General features: G+C 36.0%; 13 protein-coding genes, 2 pseudogenes and 1 other annotated feature. Of the genes and pseudogenes, 11 read left to right on the top strand and 4 right to left on the bottom strand.

Annotated features, from left to right (window positions below; genetic code table 11):
* Positions 1-98 precede the first annotated feature (98 nt).
* Together ACIQ2D_RS09320 and ACIQ2D_RS09315 are read left to right on the top strand one after the other, a co-directional pair.
* Positions 99-1,841 carry an ABC transporter ATP-binding protein gene (locus ACIQ2D_RS09320; protein WP_402862817.1) on the top strand — a complete coding sequence of 581 codons (1,743 nt, stop codon included), beginning with the start codon at positions 99-101 and terminating at the stop codon, positions 1,839-1,841.
* Complete coding sequence (locus ACIQ2D_RS09315; protein ID WP_402862814.1) at positions 1,838-3,574, top strand: ABC transporter ATP-binding protein; 1,737 nt, start codon at positions 1,838-1,840, stop codon at positions 3,572-3,574. The genes ACIQ2D_RS09320 and ACIQ2D_RS09315 overlap by 4 nt, the downstream gene beginning before the upstream one ends.
* A gap of 42 nt (positions 3,575-3,616) precedes the next feature.
* Here the strand turns inward: ACIQ2D_RS09315 and ACIQ2D_RS09310 are convergent, their stop codons facing one another.
* Positions 3,617-3,994 (bottom strand): hypothetical protein, encoded by a 378-nt coding sequence (locus tag ACIQ2D_RS09310; RefSeq protein ID WP_402862811.1) that lies wholly within the window; start codon positions 3,992-3,994, stop codon positions 3,617-3,619.
* A gap of 209 nt (positions 3,995-4,203) precedes the next feature.
* Here ACIQ2D_RS09310 and dacB point away from each other — a divergent pair, with 209 nt between their 5' ends.
* From dacB to lepB, 6 genes and pseudogenes are all read left to right on the top strand, one after another.
* Positions 4,204-5,637, top strand: a complete 1,434-nt coding sequence (dacB, locus tag ACIQ2D_RS09305; protein ID WP_402862808.1) for a D-alanyl-D-alanine carboxypeptidase/D-alanyl-D-alanine endopeptidase — start codon at positions 4,204-4,206, stop codon at positions 5,635-5,637.
* Positions 5,638-5,772: 135 nt separating this feature from the next.
* Positions 5,773-6,452: pseudogene (locus ACIQ2D_RS09300) on the top strand (SDR family NAD(P)-dependent oxidoreductase).
* A 28-nt stretch (positions 6,453-6,480) separates the two neighbouring features.
* On the top strand, positions 6,481-6,921 hold the full coding sequence (locus tag ACIQ2D_RS09295; protein ID WP_402862805.1) for a MarR family winged helix-turn-helix transcriptional regulator: 441 nt from the start codon (positions 6,481-6,483) through the stop codon (positions 6,919-6,921).
* A gap of 171 nt (positions 6,922-7,092) precedes the next feature.
* Positions 7,093-8,790 (top strand): methyl-accepting chemotaxis protein, encoded by a 1,698-nt coding sequence (locus ACIQ2D_RS09290; RefSeq protein ID WP_402862802.1) that lies wholly within the window; start codon positions 7,093-7,095, stop codon positions 8,788-8,790.
* Between the two features lie 146 nt (positions 8,791-8,936).
* Positions 8,937-9,869 carry an LCP family glycopolymer transferase gene (locus ACIQ2D_RS09285; RefSeq protein WP_402862799.1) on the top strand — a complete coding sequence of 311 codons (933 nt, stop codon included), beginning with the start codon at positions 8,937-8,939 and terminating at the stop codon, positions 9,867-9,869.
* Positions 9,870-10,436: 567 nt separating this feature from the next.
* Positions 10,437-10,991 (top strand): signal peptidase I, encoded by a 555-nt coding sequence (gene lepB / locus ACIQ2D_RS09280; protein WP_402862796.1) that lies wholly within the window; start codon positions 10,437-10,439, stop codon positions 10,989-10,991.
* Positions 10,992-11,043: 52 nt separating this feature from the next.
* Here the strand turns inward: lepB and ACIQ2D_RS09275 are convergent, their stop codons facing one another.
* Positions 11,044-11,283 (bottom strand): hypothetical protein, encoded by a 240-nt coding sequence (locus ACIQ2D_RS09275; RefSeq protein ID WP_402862793.1) that lies wholly within the window; start codon positions 11,281-11,283, stop codon positions 11,044-11,046.
* 505 nt (positions 11,284-11,788) lie between these two features.
* A complete protein-coding gene (locus ACIQ2D_RS09270; protein ID WP_402862790.1) occupies positions 11,789-12,616 on the bottom strand; it encodes a DNA alkylation repair protein in 828 nt (275 codons plus the stop codon).
* A 406-nt stretch (positions 12,617-13,022) separates the two neighbouring features.
* Here ACIQ2D_RS09270 and ACIQ2D_RS09265 point away from each other — a divergent pair, with 406 nt between their 5' ends.
* The gene (locus tag ACIQ2D_RS09265; protein WP_402862787.1) at positions 13,023-13,193 is read left to right on the top strand and encodes a hypothetical protein; all 171 of its coding nucleotides are present in this window, start codon (positions 13,023-13,025) and stop codon (positions 13,191-13,193) included.
* 57 nt (positions 13,194-13,250) lie between these two features.
* Here the strand turns inward: ACIQ2D_RS09265 and ACIQ2D_RS09260 are convergent, their stop codons facing one another.
* On the bottom strand, positions 13,251-13,532 hold the full coding sequence (locus tag ACIQ2D_RS09260; protein WP_402862784.1) for a hypothetical protein: 282 nt from the start codon (positions 13,530-13,532) through the stop codon (positions 13,251-13,253).
* Between the two features lie 180 nt (positions 13,533-13,712).
* Between ACIQ2D_RS09260 and ACIQ2D_RS09255 the strand changes: the two genes are divergently transcribed.
* Positions 13,713-14,444: a polysaccharide deacetylase family protein gene (locus ACIQ2D_RS09255; protein ID WP_402862781.1), complete on the top strand. Its 732-nt coding sequence runs from the start codon at positions 13,713-13,715 to the stop codon at positions 14,442-14,444.
* A gap of 79 nt (positions 14,445-14,523) precedes the next feature.
* Positions 14,524-14,765, top strand: a binding site (T-box leader).
* A gap of 55 nt (positions 14,766-14,820) precedes the next feature.
* Positions 14,821-17,912, top strand: a pseudogene (gene ileS, locus ACIQ2D_RS09250) (isoleucine--tRNA ligase).
* The last annotated feature ends 121 nt before the right edge of the window (positions 17,913-18,033 follow it).

The following is an 18,033-nucleotide window of genomic DNA, read 5'->3' as shown; positions in this document are numbered from 1 at the left end:
GTATGTGGAACACAATGATAAAGATGATTTTCAACACGGAGTTGCTAGATAGTGGGTAGCTTTGCACCAGAGCAAAAGGCGAAAGAAGGTTTTAAATTATGTTTGATGTCTTAAGGAAATTAAGTTGGTTTTTTAAGCTTTACTGGAAGCAGTATACAGTCGCAATTGTGCTACTTATCATTGCCAGCGTATTAGAAGTTATTCCGCCATATTTACTAGGAACTATCATTGATATTCTTACGGTAGGCGAAATGACTGCACCAGTTTTAACGAAATATATACTGATTTTCATAGGTATTATTATTAGCGGGTATGTTCTTAATTTTGTATGGCAATTCCGTCTGTTTGAGGGAGCCATCAATCTTGAAAAGATTATGCGTCGTCGGTTAATGAAACAGTTTCTACGTATGACACCGACATTTTATGAAAAAAATCGAACGGGCGATTTGATGGCTCGTGCGACAAATGATTTAAATGCCGTGTCTTTAACAGCCGGCTTTGGCATTATGACATTAATCGATTCGACGATTTATATGGGCTGTATCATTTTTGCGATGGGCTATATGATTTCTTGGAAGTTGACGTTTTTTGCGATGTTGCCGGTACCGATTATGGCAGTGCTCATTCAATATTTAGGGAAAATCGTACATGAACGATATATGAAAGAGCAGGAAGCGTTCGGGGAATTAAATGATAACGTCTTAGAATCCGTTGCCGGTGTTCGCGTAGTGCGTGCTTATGTACAGGAGAAGAAGGACGAAGCAAATTTTGCGGCAATGAGTGAAACAGTTTATGAGAAAAATATGCATACGGCAAAAATCAATGCGCTTTTTGGACCGATTACAAAGGTCGGAACAGGGATTAGCTATGTCGTAGCACTTGGTTACGGAGCGCACTTAGTGTCGACTGATGCAATGACAGTTGGGCAGCTGGTGACCTTTAATGTGTATCTTGGGCTAGCAGTTTGGCCAATCTTTGCAATTGGGGAATTGATTAATGTGATGCAACAAGGGAATGCCTCGCTTGATCGTGTACAAGAAACGCTAAATTATGAAGCAGACGTTCAAAATACTGCTGAACCCAAAGCGGTAGCAACGCCAAATGCTATAGGTTTTGAGGATTTAACGTTCCAATATCCGATGAGTCATGTAAAGAACTTACAGCGCATTTCTCTATCACTGAAAAAAGGTGAAACCCTTGGTATTGTCGGGAAAACAGGTGCTGGGAAGACGACATTTTTACGTCAATTATTACGAGAATATCCATTAGAACAGGGGCAACTATCGATTGATGGTATTGATATTACCGCGCAATCAAAGGAGCAACTGTTGGATTGGATTGGTTATGTACCACAAGATCACGTGCTGTTCTCTCGTACGATCCGTGAAAATATCCTATTTGGAAAAGAGCATGCGACAGAAGAGGAAGTAAAACAGTCTGTTCGAGCTGCGTATTTTGAGAAGGATTTAGAAAATTTACCAATGGGTTTAGAAACACTTGTTGGTGAAAAAGGTGTATCGCTTTCTGGTGGACAAAAACAACGTGTGTCAATTGCGCGTGCGCTCATTAAGGATCCTGAAATTTTGATACTTGATGATTCTCTTTCAGCAGTGGATGCAAAGACCGAAGCGAAAATTATTGAAAATATTCAGCAGGAACGACAAGAGAAAACGACGATCATTACCACACATCGTTTGTCTGGTATTCAGCATGCCAACCTAATTATTGTGTTAGACGATGGGCAAGTGGTTGAGCAGGGCACGCATGAACAACTCCTTTCACAAAATGGCTGGTATAAAGAACAATTCGATCGTCAACAGCTAGAAGGAGGTGCCTCATGAGTACAAGTAAACGATTGTATCACTATGCGATGTATTTTAAGCGACCGATTTTTCTTGGGCTATTTTTCTTAACGATTGCTGTATTTACAGAGCTAGTAGGTCCTTTTATTGCCAAGCATATTATTGATAATTATATGACTATCGGCAACATCGAGATAAAACCTATTGCTTGGTTACTTATTCTTTATCTAGGATTAGCAGTAGCAACCGCGATTTTACGTTATTTCATGTATATTTATTTGCAGTCTGGTGCCAACCGTGTCGTGCAGAAATTGCGAAAAGATGTATTTGAACATCTACAAACATTGCCAATCCACTATTTCGATAATTTACCAGCAGGGAAGATTGTCGCACGTGTGACAAATGATACAGAAGCGGTGCGGAATTTATACGTACAGGTACTATCAAACTTCGTAACGAGTTTTATTTCAATTTTCGGGGTTTATGTGGCACTCTTTATCTTGAACTGGAAAATGGCGCTACTAGCATTAACAATGATGCCAGTAATCTACTTATGGATGATTTTATATCGTAAGTTCGCTTCACAATATAATGATGTTATTCGAACGAAAATAGCTGATATCAATGCCATGATCAATGAATCGATTCAAGGTATGACAATTATTCAAGCATTCCGCCGTGAACAGCAAATGAGTAAGGAATTTGATGACATGAATGATGAGCATTATGCGTATCAGCGTAAGCTACTATTCCTAGATTCGGCTACGTCCTTTAACTTAGTTAATACGCTACGACTCATAATGTTTACTATTTTCATTTATTACTTTGGAACGCAATCAATGACTATGACAGAGGTCGTTTCTGCAGGTACGTTATATGCATTTGTAGATTATTTAACAAAACTGTTTAATCCAATAACGAATATTGTCAATCAGTTTTCGCAACTTGAACGCTCGCTCATTGCAGGGAAGCGTGTGTTTGAGGTGTTAGATATGAACGGAGAGCCAGTTTCGCAGGAAAGTTTACCGAGATATCAAGGGAATGTTGTGTTTGAAAATGTTTCGTTTGCCTATAAAAATAATGAGTATGTGTTGAAAAATTTATCATTTGAAGCACATCAAGGAGAAACAGTTGCATTGGTGGGCCATACGGGTTCTGGGAAAAGTTCGATTATGAACTTACTATTCCGTTTCTACGATCCATCAAAAGGCAAGATTTCGATTGATGGGATTGACGTAACATCTGTTTCACGTCAAACGATGCGTGAGCATATGGGGATTGTATTGCAGGACCCATATCTATTCACTGGTACAATTGCATCGAATGTAAGCTTAAATAATCCGAATATTACGCGCGAGAAAATTGAAGCTTCATTAAAAGCAGTAGGTGCAGAGCAAGTGCTCAACAACTTAGAAAATGGCTATGATGAACCCGTGATTGAAAAAGGCAGTACTTTGTCTTCGGGACAACGCCAACTTATTTCCTTCGCGCGTGCTCTCGCCTTTGACCCAGCCATTTTAATATTAGATGAAGCAACATCTAATATTGATACTGAGACAGAGGAAATTATTCAACATGCAATGGATGTCCTAAAAAAGGGACGTACTACCTTTATTATTGCGCATCGACTATCTACGATAAAAAATGCCGACCGTATTTTAGTGCTTGACCGTGGAGAAATTGTTGAGCGAGGGACACACGACGAGCTATTAGCACAAGGTGGCATTTACGAAAAAATGTATCAAATGCAAGCGAAATCTTTAAAAGAATAAATGAGAAGACCCACTTTGATAAAAAAAGTGGGTCTTTCTAATTTAAGAAGTAGATTTTACATGTTTGAATACATTGATGACAAATAAGACAACTGAAAGAGCTACAGCAATACCGCCACCGGATACACAAACTTCAAGTAACCAACGAGGTACATCTAGATAAATCATCATCATGCCTGCAAAGAGGAAGGGTAATCCAATATTGTATAGCCAGAATTGTGCTTTTGCGAGTGATGTTTCAGCTGCTTCTTTATAAAACGAATAAATTACACCGATGAGACCAGTTGACAGCCAACCCACCACATTAATGTGAGCATGCGTCGCTTTCCATTGCAAATCAATTGTATAATGCATAAAAAGTCCAAAAGCCAAACCAATCGCGAAATACACGACCGAAATTTTAATCCACTTAGCACCCATTGAAATCAACTCCTTTATTGTAGGATGTGTTGCTACTATAGTCTATTCTTGTCGAAAGAAAAAATGACCTACAACTTTTGACTGAAAATTAACTATATATTTCATGGCGTACGTTGTAAAATAATAGGGAAATAAGAAAAAAGTGTTGAAATCACCATCTATATACTATGTTTTATAGATGATAATTTTTAGACATCATTGGGGGCCCTATGAAAAAGAGAACTATTGCATTCACGATTATGGTTATGCTTTGCTTTTTTCAATTCTTATTAATAGAAGATGTATCAGCAAGCACTCAAAAATTAACAACGAGTATTAACAGCATTATTGCTAAAAATTGGACCACAAATGAGCATAGTATTACCATACGGGATATGGAAAATGGAAAGGTACTATATAGTAAAAATGGCGAAAAGATGATTCGACCTGCGTCGACACACAAGCTGTTAGTTAGTGCAGCAGCTTTAGATTTACTAGGTGCAGATTACCGCTTTATGACGAGGGCTTATATTGATGGACCAATCGAAAATGGTGTTTTACAAGGTAACATATATTTGCAGGGAGGGGGAGATCCAACACTTCTACCTGTTCATTTGGAATCCTTTGCAAGTGGCCTAAAAAAGATGGGCATTACTAAAATAACTGGGGCATTAATCGCTGATGATAAGTGGTTTGACGCTGACGAATTATCAAAGGGTATTGTACCTGAAGATGAGGCATTGTCGTTTGCTTCAAGGATATCTTCTTTGACCTTATCGCCTAATGATGATTACGATATTTCAACTGTGCAGGTTAAAGTGACAGGTTCTAAGGTTGGAGCTACAGCAAACGTTCAGCTAGAACCATATACGAGTATAATTCCGATCGTAAACCAAACAAAAGTTGTCAAAAAGGGTGCTAAAAGTTCACTAAGCATAACACGCGAATATGGCACTGATCGTATAATTGTCAAAGGGAATTTACCTGCGGGAACACAGCACAATACAAAAGTAACAGTGTACAATCCAACTCTATATACACTTGATGTATTTAGAGAAAAATTGAAGGCGAAAGGTATACAAGAAATGCCACTTGAAACGGGGCAAGTGCCTACAGATGCACAAAGAGTAGGTGTTTTATATTCAAAGCCATTACAGGACATTAACTTCCGTTTTTTAAAACTAAGTATTAACGGTATGGGAGAAATACTCACGAAGCAAATAGGACGTGAACAGCTAGGTGAGGGTAGCTGGTCAGCAGGTATTCAAGCAATTCGCGCATACGGCATTGATAGTGGCCTTAATATGGAGCAGTGGTATTTTGAAGATGGCTCAGGCTTAAATCATCAAAACCGCGTTAGTAGTATGCAAGAAAGCTTGCTGTTACATAAAGTACGTAGTAAATCATGGTACTTTTCGTATTTAGATGCTTTGCCTCACGCTGGGAGAAAAGGCAAGCTTATAGGAGCCACGTTAGAGAATCGACTAGAAGGGTATAGTGTATCAGCTAAAACTGGTTATATCACAGGTACATATGCATTAGCAGGTTATGTGCAAGGGAAAAGCGGAAAGTGGTATATTTTTAGTATTTTGACACAGGCAAATAAATCGTCTGCGATGTCAACTATCGATCAAATTGTCACGCAAATTGCGAAGGGAATGTAAAGGGTTTCATTCTATAAAGCAATTAGATTCGGTGTCAAATAGTTTAGTATAAAACTAAATGTGATATCTATTCATGGGAAATTACAAGATAAAGTTATTAATTTTACAGGCGTTGCTGGAGGTATCGGTAGCGGGATGGCTATAGCAATGGTCAAAGAAGGTGCAATCGTGACGATTGATAACTTAAATGAAGAAACAGGTAAAGCCTTAAAACAAGAATTACAACAATGTTCTCTAAAATCTGTGTTTTTACAAATTATTTAGTGGATTGTACTAATTTTTCTAAAAATATTGATACAGTTGTAGAAAAATACGGTAAACTAGATGTATTGAATAACAACGCTCATGCTTCTAAACAAGCAACTTTAGAAGAAACAACACTAGCTGATTAAGATTTATCATTTGATGCAGGGTTCTATCCCACTTTCTATATAATGCAAGCAGCGTTATCACATTTAAAAGAGCTAAAGGAAATGTTATTACCTTTATAGCTGATGCCGGCTTAAAAGGTCATGAATCACAGGTTCTTATGCGGTTACCAAGAAAGCGATTCATGGTATATCACCTGTATATGCAATTGAATGGGATTGTTATTGGTATCAATGTAAACTTAATTGCGTACTCAGCTGGGGTAGAGGTTTGGGCAAAAGCACAACCTGAATATTATGAAGCTATGAGAAATAACATTCCATTAGGACGTTTTGGAGATGTTGAAGAATATTGGCAGTGTAGCAGTATTTTTAGCGTCTAAAGACTCTCAGTATATCACGGGTCAAATAATTTGGGTTGATGGTGGTTCTATAATGCTTCGCTAATATTCTCGTATGTTCGAGGAGGATTTTTTTGGCACAAACTAGTATTTTTAAACTCATTCATATGATTGAACAGATGAATAATGAAAACATTGTACGTTTTACCAAAGCTTTTCCTTATCCGCTAGGTATTTCACCGATTTTAGTCCTAAGCGAATTACGTACAAAAGGCCCGCAAAAGCAAGCAGAATTAGCTGAAACAATTGGCTATACAAAAGGTGCCATGACGAGCATTTCGACGAAGTTAGTAGACCTTGGTCTTGCACAAAGGTTGTATGATGAAAATGATCGTCGTACAATTCGTATGGAAATAACTAATGAAGGTGAAATCGCATTAGGAAAGGCGCAATGTATTGGTAAAGATGTCTTTTTACAACTTTTTGAAGTTTTAGATGACGAGGAAATTGCTCAATATTTATTGATTCAAGAAAAGTTAGTAAAAAGCATACAAGAAAAAAAGTTACAAGCTTAATATCAATTACACACATTAAAAAAAGGAACTCAGCTATTGGAGTTTCTTTTTTTTACATAAAATTCAAAATATCGACAAAAATAACTTTATCATTTACTGAATATTTGATACTCTTATTGGTATGCAAGGAATTTTTTCGTATAAAATCCGGAATATTGTCCTAGAAGGAGAATGACAAAAGACATGTCCATAAAAGTAAAATTATTTTTAGCATTTACAATATTATTTTTCAGCATTATCGGTTTATCCATCAATGGATATATGGATTTAACGAAGATGAAGAATGAATATAACGCTATTCTTGATAAAAATGTAGAACAGATTTACTTAGCTTCAGATTTACAAAGCAATACAAAACAACAAAGCATTTATATTCAACACTATATCGAAACTGGTAATTCTGGTACTTTAGAAAGTTTTAGGAGTGTGCAACTTAGGATAGGTACTGGTGTTGGTTTGTTAAAAGACCTAATTGTAGATGAACAACTAATAGAAATTAATAACAAAATGATAGAAGGTAAAAAGTCATTTGATCAAGTGGCTGAGTCAGTTATTTCTGCTGTTGATAATGGTGACGCTGTGGCTGCGCGTGAAATATATGATACAGAGTTATCACGATTGAATAGCCTAATGAGTAGTGTTGCTAACGAAATGTTAGCATTCAATAAAATGCAATTTGCTGAAATTGCCGACAATGCTGAGAAAGAAGTACAAAAAAGTGCCATTATAACTGTTATTATAGGAATACTAGCTACAGTTGTTTGTACATTTTTAAGTATATTAATGACGATGAAAATCGCAAAACCATTAACTGTTATGGCGAGCTCGGTACAACGTATTTCGCAAGGCGATCTAACGATTGACGACATAAAAGTAAAATCAAAAGATGAGCTTGGTACTTTAGCGAACGCTTTTAACGAAATGAAGCAATCAATTCGTTCATTGATTCGAGATTCTAGTGAAACAGCCAATGATTTATCAGCTATTGCTGAAGAGTTAACTGCTAGTACCTCACATGTTGCTGCTTCTTCTAATACGGTTGCACGTAATGTTGAAACTATTGCAGCTGGGACTAGAGTTTCTTCAACTGTTGCAAATGAGGCTACGCAAGCGATGGCGGAAACTAGTGAAGGCATCCAGCAGATTGCTGATGCAACAAATACAGTCCTAGCTAAGGCACAGCAGACGAAAGATACAGCTGATGAAGGACAACTTACAATTGAACATGCGAAACAACAAATGAATGTTATTTATGATTCATCAAAGCAAACAACTGCACTTATTTCAAGACTCAGTCATCAATCAGTTGAAATTCAAAGTATTACAAAAGTAATTACGGATATTACAGAGCAAACAAATTTATTGGCATTGAATGCGGCGATTGAAGCGGCACGAGCTGGGGAGCATGGTAAAGGTTTTGCTGTTGTGGCGGATGAAGTACGTAAATTGGCAGTTCAATCGAAAGACTCTGCCAACCTTATCGTCCAACTTACGACGGATATTTTACAAGAAACAAAAAATGTAGAAGCTTCGGTTACACAAGGTCTAACGACTGTCGAGGAAGGTGTCAATATTATCGCTCAAGCTGGAACTTCATTTACTAATATAGTGGAAGCTATTGAGGATATGACGGAGCAAATTTCTACAGTAACGGCGATTACACAAGAAATGACAGCAGCTTCAGAAGAGATTACAGCATCGATCCATGAGGTAGATGGACATGTTCGTGTCACAGCTGAGGGTACGGAGGAAATTGCGCAGAAAGTAGTGGAGCAAGTGGCTTCAATACAAGAAATTAATAATATTTCTGAAAATCTAAGTGAAAAAGCAGTAGAATTAACGAATGGAATTGCAAATTTTAAATATTAATGCATATTTTGGCGTACATTTAGCGAATACTAGTGTACGTCTTTTTTTCGTACATTATGCATATTACTATACTATATGAACTTTTTTTCAAGCTGAGACGTCTAAAGGAAGAGTAAATCTGTGGAATCGCAAGAGAGGACTCTAGAATGGAACATAAAATGAAGAAATCACAAGAAAAGAAAAGTAAAAAGAAAATATGGCTCTGGATAATAGGTAGCTTACTATCACTCATCCTAGTATTTGCGGGTACTGCGTATTATACAGTCCATAAAACAATGAATAAAATGAACACGCCACTATTGGAACCAACAAACACAGTAGAAAATGAACAAAAAACTGTTATTAAAAAAGATCCTTTTTCTGTCCTATTGTTAGGCGTGGATGAACGAGAAAACGATAATGGGCGCTCAGATACGATGATCGTCATGACTGTCAATCCTGAGAAGAAGTCGATGAAAATGTTGAGTATTCCAAGGGATACACGAACTGAAATTGTTGGCTATGACACAGTGGATAAAATTAATCATGCATATGCCTTTGGTGGTATACCTATGGCGATGGCGTCAGTAGAAAATTTACTGGGTATTCCACTTGATTATTATGTCTTTGTCAATATGGAGGGCTTCTTGAAAATGATCGATACGCTGGGTGGCGTAACGATTCAAAATGATATGGAATTGACATATGGTAAGTATCATTTCCCAGAAGGTGAAGTGACTTTAAATGGTGAGGAGGCACTTATTTTTACACGTATTCGCTATGAGGACCCACGAGGGGATTTTGGGCGTCAAATTCGTCAACGTCAAGTGATCGAAGCTATTTTGAAAAAAGCCTCGTCACCAACCACTTTGTTAAAAGCGAGTGACATGTTAGAAGTTGTTGGCGAAAATGTACGGATGAATTTCACAATGAAGGAATTGATTCAATTACAAGGGATTTATAAAAAAATGGATAGTGAAATTGAACAATTATCATTTGAAGCTGGCTCAGGTACAAGGATTGATGATATATGGTACTACATTCCAAATGAAGAAGAACTACAAAACATTCAAACAGAATTAAATGAACATTTACAATGATTTCTATATAAATATGTAAATACGCATAATTTTTCTGATGATTCGAGTAAAATAGCAGTAATTAATCTAACTATAAAGGGGGGAGAAGAATGAATGGGAGGACCCAGGTACTTAGATATACAGCTATTAATAATTGCATGGAATGTTATACACCCAGGCGGAAAGTGCAAAAGAAACGAAACAAGTCACTATTGTTACAATTACAGCTATTTTGCTTGAAGATGTTTAGATAATCTTTACTGTATATATTTGAAATATCAGAAAATTCTATGTATAATAAAGTCAACGAAATTGTTTAGGAAGTGGTTGTTATGATTATTGGTATAATTTTACTAGCATTGGCATTGCCAATAGGTATATATTTAGTAGCAGATTTACTCCGTGAACAACATCGCATAACTACTCAAAATTACCAATAAACTTCAATAACAACTAATAGACAAAGGTGAAAATGCCTTTGTCTATTTTTCTTGAAAAATTAAAAAAAGATGACAAATAATTAGCTTTTGTCGTAAAGATGCAATGAAAAATGTTATACTTAAGAAAAAATAGTATCGGGGAATGAGCATGCAAGAAGAAAAAACTGATTTTAAAAAAGAGATAATTTCTTACATTAAAATTATCGTCATAACGGTTCTAGTTGTACTTGGCTGTAAACAATTTTTATTTGCTCCTATTAAAGTACAGGGTGCGTCTATGTACCCGTCCTATGAGGATAAAGATATTATCATTGTTAGTAAGACAAGTAAAATTGAACGTTTTGATCAAATTGTTTTCCAATCACCAACTGAAGATGAGCTATACATAAAGCGTGTGATTGGCTTACCAGGGGATACAGTGGAAATGAAAGATGATGTACTATATGTCAACGGTAAGGCGTACGAAGAGAGTTATGTCAATCGTGAAACAGATGATCCCAACCTACGAATTACTGAAAACTTTACGCTAGAAGCATTACTTGGAAAAGCTACTGTTCCTGAGGACTCCTATTTTGTATTAGGGGACAATCGCCTAAAAAGTTACGATAGCCGCCACTATGGATTTATTTCTACTGAAGCTGTATATGGGGAATCAAAATTAACTGTTTATCCATTCAATCATTTCCATATTGGTCGAGAATAATATAAGAGATCTATCTACATGTCATTTTGTGTAGATAGATCTTTTTGTATTACTAATCATTTTCTTCTAAAGAAGAGTAGGTAACTTGTTTTGAGTTTAAATCTGTGCACATTTTATAAGTAGTGTAATAGGCACAAACAGATGAATCTTCGATAGATTCTTTCAATGCTTTTTGATGTTCATAGTTCGAGACATAATTTGTTGGTGCCGTTTCGTTTGAGTCACCATCAAAAATTAACTCTCCCCCATAAAATAGTATTAAAAAGTAGAAAACACAAATTAATATACGCAAACGATCACCTCTTTAAATTTGTATCTACTAACTTATTTATGGTCAAAGGAAGTAAAATATAATCAAAAATGGTAATAAAGATGAACGTATTTATGAGCTTGGTAGTCTAATTATTAGCAAGAACGTGACTTGTTGGATGAAACTATATATCAATGTGCTCTAAAAAAAGAGAAAGAAGCTTTTTAAGCCGTAATGCAGGAATTAGAAACAATTTGTGTTTAACGTCCAAAGTGAGATCATGGAGCGAGGCTTGTAGGGGAACGAAGGCTAAAAATGTCACGTCCTGTGACAATTTATCTATGCTAAAGCGAAGCGACAGCAGCACACGCCTCCTACAAGAAAGTTCTGCTAGACGACACTATGAATGGCTCGGTTTTAAAGGTGAGAGTGAGGACGATGTGGGTGTATATATGTATTCGGCTTATCAATAAGATACTTTGCTAAACGTATAAACAACATAGACCAGATACTCATTTTACTCATGAGCCTGGTCTATACTAATTCATTATTTATTTTTCATAATTGTTCTTGTAGCTTTTTTAATGATTTTTGTCGTCGCCTGTACATCACTTTCATTTTCCCATCTATCACATAAGTCAAGCACCCATAGTGGCTGTGTTTTACTAGCATCATTTAACCAATTACCTACAGAATCTTGAACATATTTGGATGGATCAGCTTTTAGTATGTCTAAAATAGGCATTGCTATTTCGGGTTGTTGTTTTAATTTGTCAATATGTTTCGTCCAAACACCACGAGGTCGAATGGATTCGACTGCAAAGCGACGAATGTTTTCGTCAGGATTACTGGCCCATTCAACTAATAGCTTTACGCTTTTTTCAATATTATCAGAAAGGTTTTCTCTAATTGACATCCAAGCAATTTCTCGAACGCCAAAATGATGATCAGCAGCAAAGGTTTGGATGTACGACAATAGCTCTTCTAGCGTTAGGTTGGAGCTTTTATTCATGAATGCTGCCCAACATCGAACGCTATCGGAAATATGATTAGAGCATTTAGTTATTACATCTGTTCTTTTTTCTTCACTTTCGTTCATCAATACGATATCTAACAATTTGCTGGCTGTCCGTATAGCTTTCATACCCGTTTCGGCATTTTGCTTTTCCATTTCTGATAAGATAAAAGTCAAATTTTCTTCTAAATTAAAAGATGGCAGAATACTTTTTAGTAATGCTTGGTGGTTAACAGCTTGCCATTCTATTAGATTAACACTCTCTAATAGACCCTGATGAAGATGCATTAATACTTCGTTTGGAATATCACTAGTTTTCCTCGCGCCTTTTCTGTTCAAAATAGCTTCATTAACAACCATTTGAAATCACCCCTATATGTAGTATAAACAATATAATCGTGGAAAAAAATACCTCTTTTAAATTGGAGCTAATAGATTGAGAGACAGCGATAAATATGAAAAATTTCAATATTAATTTTTGGTTCAACAACAAAGTCTGTTCTTAAATCTTTCTATATCTTTATGTAGGTAGAAGAAAGCTCCTGTTCGAAGTGGAATGTGCGGTCAAGTACACGTTTTGATAAGAGTCTGATTTTTAGGAGAAAAAATAATTTAATTCTCTATTGCAATAAAGTGACTTCAGGGTTATTGTGGAATTAGAAATATGTACTTTTTTTACTTTTTAAGGTGAGAAAATACCTAATATTCTAAAAAATAAGAAGGGTATTTTATAGTGTAAGCCGAATATGTAGTATGAGGTGATTTTATGACGATAGATATTACAACTAACTATCAATATCCCTTGAACCAAAACCCACAGCGTGAGTATGGTAAAGTTATCGAAAAGGAACCAACGGATGTACAAAGAATCACGAAAGCGTGCGTTGATAAACTGATTGAGGATATCGATAGAATACTTAAGGGGGCGTCTAAATGACGTCCTTTTTCATTTGGAATAATTCGTGCAGTATTATTTACACAGCTAATAACAAGGTTATTTACTTTTTTTATTTTTAAAACTAATGATGGCTGTTTTTAATGTTGCATAATTTCCTATTGCCGCATAGCCATAAAACCATCCCATAAAAACTCCCGCAAGAAAATTATGTCTATGACTGATGAAAATTGATATTAATAAGCCTAGAACTAATGCAACTAACGGAACATATTTGGAAGGGGCATGTAAGTAAACTTTTACAAGCTGTGTGATAATCATGATAACAGGTACGGCTATAACTGCATCCCAAAAATTCGTATGGATAATTGGAAACTCCATTTTCCCACTCCCTTTAAACATGTAGTGATTTTTATAAGTTATTTTTCCCGTAAACAGTTGCTTTATTCAAAAATAATATTACTTCAGACAAAATCTGTTTAAAGTATAATTCATCGGTTTCAGCAAATAGTAAATCGATGAGCTGTATTATTTAATTTATTAATTCTAGGTGGTGGTAAATTGAAACGAAAGTACATTATCATTACGAGCGTTTGTATAATTTTCATCTCCGTGTTCTATCTAGGTTTCCGAACTTACGCTGATAAAGGAAGAGATTATTATGAGGAAACAGGGCAAGTTGTCTGGGACATTAACACGGAAGAAAAAATTGTTGCCTTGACTTTTGATGATGGACCCGATAAGCAATATACAGCTGAAATTTTAGATTTGTTGGATAAATATGAAGCAAAAGGCACCTTTTTTGTCATTGGGGCAAATGCTGAAAAATATCCTGAGTTGATTTTACGCCAATATGAAGAAGGTCATGAACTTGCTAATCATACGTTTAATCATCGATTTAAAATTTCTATTCCAAATTTAGAAAAAGAATTGAAACAGACAAATGACACTATCTACGGTATTACTGGGTTCTATCCCACGTTATTTCGCCCTGTTGGTGGCGAATATACAGATAATATGATTAATGCAGCTGTTAAAGAAGGCTATACAGTCGTGATGTGGTCTTGGCATCAAGATACACTTGATTGGAAAAATCCCGGTACAAATAGAATTGTCCAAAAAGTACTAAAAGGCACAAAACCAGGGGATGTTATTTTATTCCATGATGGTGGCGGTAATCGTGAACAAACAGTCAAGGCACTGGAAGAAATCTTGCCGAAACTAAAAAAAGATGGCTATAAATTTGTTACGATTACTGAACTTATTGAAAAGCGCAATGCAGATTATCAATAATGAAATTTATAATAAAAATGTTTGATAGGAATTTGACTTTTGAAAACCACTTTGTTATTATTGCACATAATAAAAGCATACAAATTCGTTGATGAGAAAAAGTAATGTTTCATTTTGATCCACAGAGAGCCGACAGTTTGGTGGAAGTCGGTGTTCAGGTGTTACATGAAGATCCTCTCTGAGAAGGTTAACTGAAGATTTTAGTAGGTTAACTCGGGTGTCTACCGTTAAAAAGAACACGTATGATTGTACGTTGCTGAGTGCTATTGAGCGGTTTTTCAATAGAATTAGGGTGGTATCGCGGTTAACCCCGTCCCTTACTTGGGACGGGGTTTTTTGTATGCCTTTTATACAAATTGTATAGGAGGAACTAGTAATGAAAGATAAAGAATTAAAAGAAACAATCGTACAAAGAGAACGAAGAATTCGTAAGCTTTGGGAGGACAATAAGGTCTTTCAGTTATCTGTAAAGAATCGTGATGGAAAAGTTCCTTTCGTATTTTATGAGGGTCCACCAACAGCGAATGGTTTACCTCATGTCGGTCACGCATTAGGTCGTACAATTAAAGATGTTGTTGCAAGGTACAAGACAATGCAAGGCTTCCAGGTAGAAAGGAAAGCTGGGTGGGATACTCATGGCCTACCTGTAGAACTAGGTGTAGAAAAGCAACTGGGTATCTCAGGCAAGCAAGAAATCGAAAACTATGGAATCGAAGCATTTATAAACAAGTGTAAAAATAGTGTCTTTACCTATGAGAAAAAATGGCGCTCTTTCACAGAAGAATTGGGCTACTGGGTCGACATGGATAATCCTTACATGACATTAAGTAACGATTATATTGAAACAGTGTGGAACATTTTGAGTAAGGTCCACAAAGACCAACTATTATACAAAGGACATCGTGTTTCACCATACTGTCCTAGTTGCCAGACATCATTAAGTTCACATGAGGTAGCTCAAGGATACAAAGATGTAAAAGATTTATCAGTAACAGCGAAATTTAAAAGAACTGATAAAGAAGAGTATTTTCTTGGTTGGACCACAACACCATGGACACTTCCTGCAAATGTAGCATTAGCGGTGAATCCAACACTCGCATATGTACGTGCAAAAAAAGATAATGTGGTTTATATCGTAGCAAAATCATTAGTAGAAAAAGTATTAGGTGAAGATGTCGAAGTGCTAAGTGAGCATGTCGGTTCGGATTTCAAAGGTGTTACTTATCAACCACCATTTAATTATGTGACTGTTGAAAAAGGGCACGAAGTCGTAGTAGCTGATTACGTAACGGAGAATAGTGGAACAGGGATTGTGCATATTGCGCCTGCATTTGGCGAAGATGACTACAAAACAGTACAGCAAAACCAATTATCTTTTATAAATGTTGTTGATTTAAAGGGTTGTTATACGGAAGATATCATTGATCTAGCGGACCGTTTTGTAAAAGACTGCGATGTAGATATTATTAAAATGCTTGCTGAAAGAGGGTGCTATTCTCTAAAGAAAAATATGAACACAGCTACCCACATTGTTGGCGATGTGATTCACCACTACTGTACTACGCAACGGATAGTTGGTTTATTAAGATGTCAGCGTTAAAAGATAAGATGATTGAAAATAACCAGCAGGTGAATTGGTATCCGGATCACCTTAAAAACGGACGATTTGGTAATTTCTTAGACAATTTAGTCGATTGGAATATAAGTCGTAATAGGTATTGGGGAACTCCACTCAATGTCTGGATTTGTACAGATTGTCACCATGAAGAAGCGCCTAATAGTATCGCGGCTTTAAAAGAATTGGCAAAGGGTAATTGTCCAGATGATGTGGAGCTACACAAACCATTTATTGATGATGTTATGTGTACCTGTCCGCAATGTGGTGGCAACATGAACCGAACGCCTGAGGTCATTGATGTGTGGTTTGATAGTGGTTCAATGCCTTTTGCGCAGCAACATTATCCGTTTGAAGAAAGTCACACATTTAAAAATCAATTCCCAGCAGATGTTGTTATTGAAGGAATTGATCAAACACGAGGTTTTTTCTACAGTTTACTAGCTGTTTCGACGTTATATACAGGAGAAAAACCATATAAAAATGTCCTTTCTTTAGGGCATGTGTTAGATGAAAATGGACAAAAAATGTCTAAAAGTAAAGGAAATGCCTTAGATCCAGTAGAGCTCATTCATGAATCTGGTGCAGATGCATTAAGATGGGCGTTTTTAGTTGATAGTTCACCTTGGAATCCAAAGCGCTTTTCTAAGAAAATTGTTCAAGATGCTAAATCAAAGCTAGTTGACACGCTAGATAATACGTTTAAGTTTTATCAATTATATGCAGAAATCGACCAATTCTCATATGATCCTAACTTTGACGGTAAGCGAAACCAATTAGATTTATGGATTCTTTCACGCCTTCATCATACAACGAAGGTCGTTGTAGATTGTATGGATGCTTATCAGTTTACACAAGCCACGCGAGAAATTGGGGAACTTGTTGAAGAATTAAGTAACTGGTATGTAAGACGCTCTCGCCAACGTTTCTGGAGTAATGGACTTTCGGAAGATAAACGTGCAGCCTTTAGTACACTTTTTGAGGTGTTAAGTACGGTGAGCAAGCTATTAGCACCCTTTACACCATTCATCGCAGAAGATATCTATACCAATTTACACGGTGAGAGTGTTCATCTACAAGACTATCCAAAACACAATGAAGCCCTCATCAATCTTGAACTAGAAGATGAGATGAAAAAGGTATTAACAATTGTTGAATTGGGACGCAGTATACGAAATGCACAAGTTATCAAAATAAAGCAACCTTTATCGAAAATGGTCGTTTCGCTAGGAGAAGATATGGTTGCATATGCGCAGTATTGTGACATTATAAAAGATGAATTGAATATCAAAAATATCGAATTCACAAACGACTTTTCAGCATATGAAACGGTTCAGTATAAGCTCAATTTCAAAAACGCTGGTGTAGCCTTTGGAAAAAATGTTAACGCTGTGAAAGAATATGTTATGAATTTAACGAATGAAGAGAAGGATACGTTGAACAGTCAAGGGTATCTTGATTTTTCTGTTTCGAATGCGCCACTTCAATTATTGAATGAGCATGTTCTAAAAGAATCAATTGTGAAAGAGAACTATGTACTTGCGGAAAATTCAGCTTGTAGGGTTCTATTAAATACGCAATTAACAGATGATTTAATTGAAGAGGGACAAATCAGAGAGCTAATACGAGCTATCCAGGATAAGCGCAAAAAATTAAACTTACCTGTAGAACAGTACATTTCTATAAATATTGTCGCTAGTAAAAAACTAGAGGGAATTATTAAGGAATTCCATACATTAATAAAAGAAAATGTATTATTAAATACTATTACATTTAATGCAGAATCTTCATTAGTTACGGAACTAGAAATACGTTTATTTAATGAAGATGTAATTGTTCATTTAGAAATTTGAGAGTTTGGCTACAAAGAAATAATTTCAAATTGCAAAAAGGTTTGTTCGTAAGATGGAACAAACCTTTTTTTGTCTTTAGTAATATATTAAACGTATAATAATTTGTGAAAATTAGTAATTT

It is taken from the genome of Lysinibacillus sp. NPDC097287 (assembly GCF_044761695.1).
GTDB lineage: Bacteria > Bacillota > Bacilli > Bacillales_A > Planococcaceae > Lysinibacillus.
This window is presented reverse-complemented; position numbering and strand designations above follow the sequence as displayed.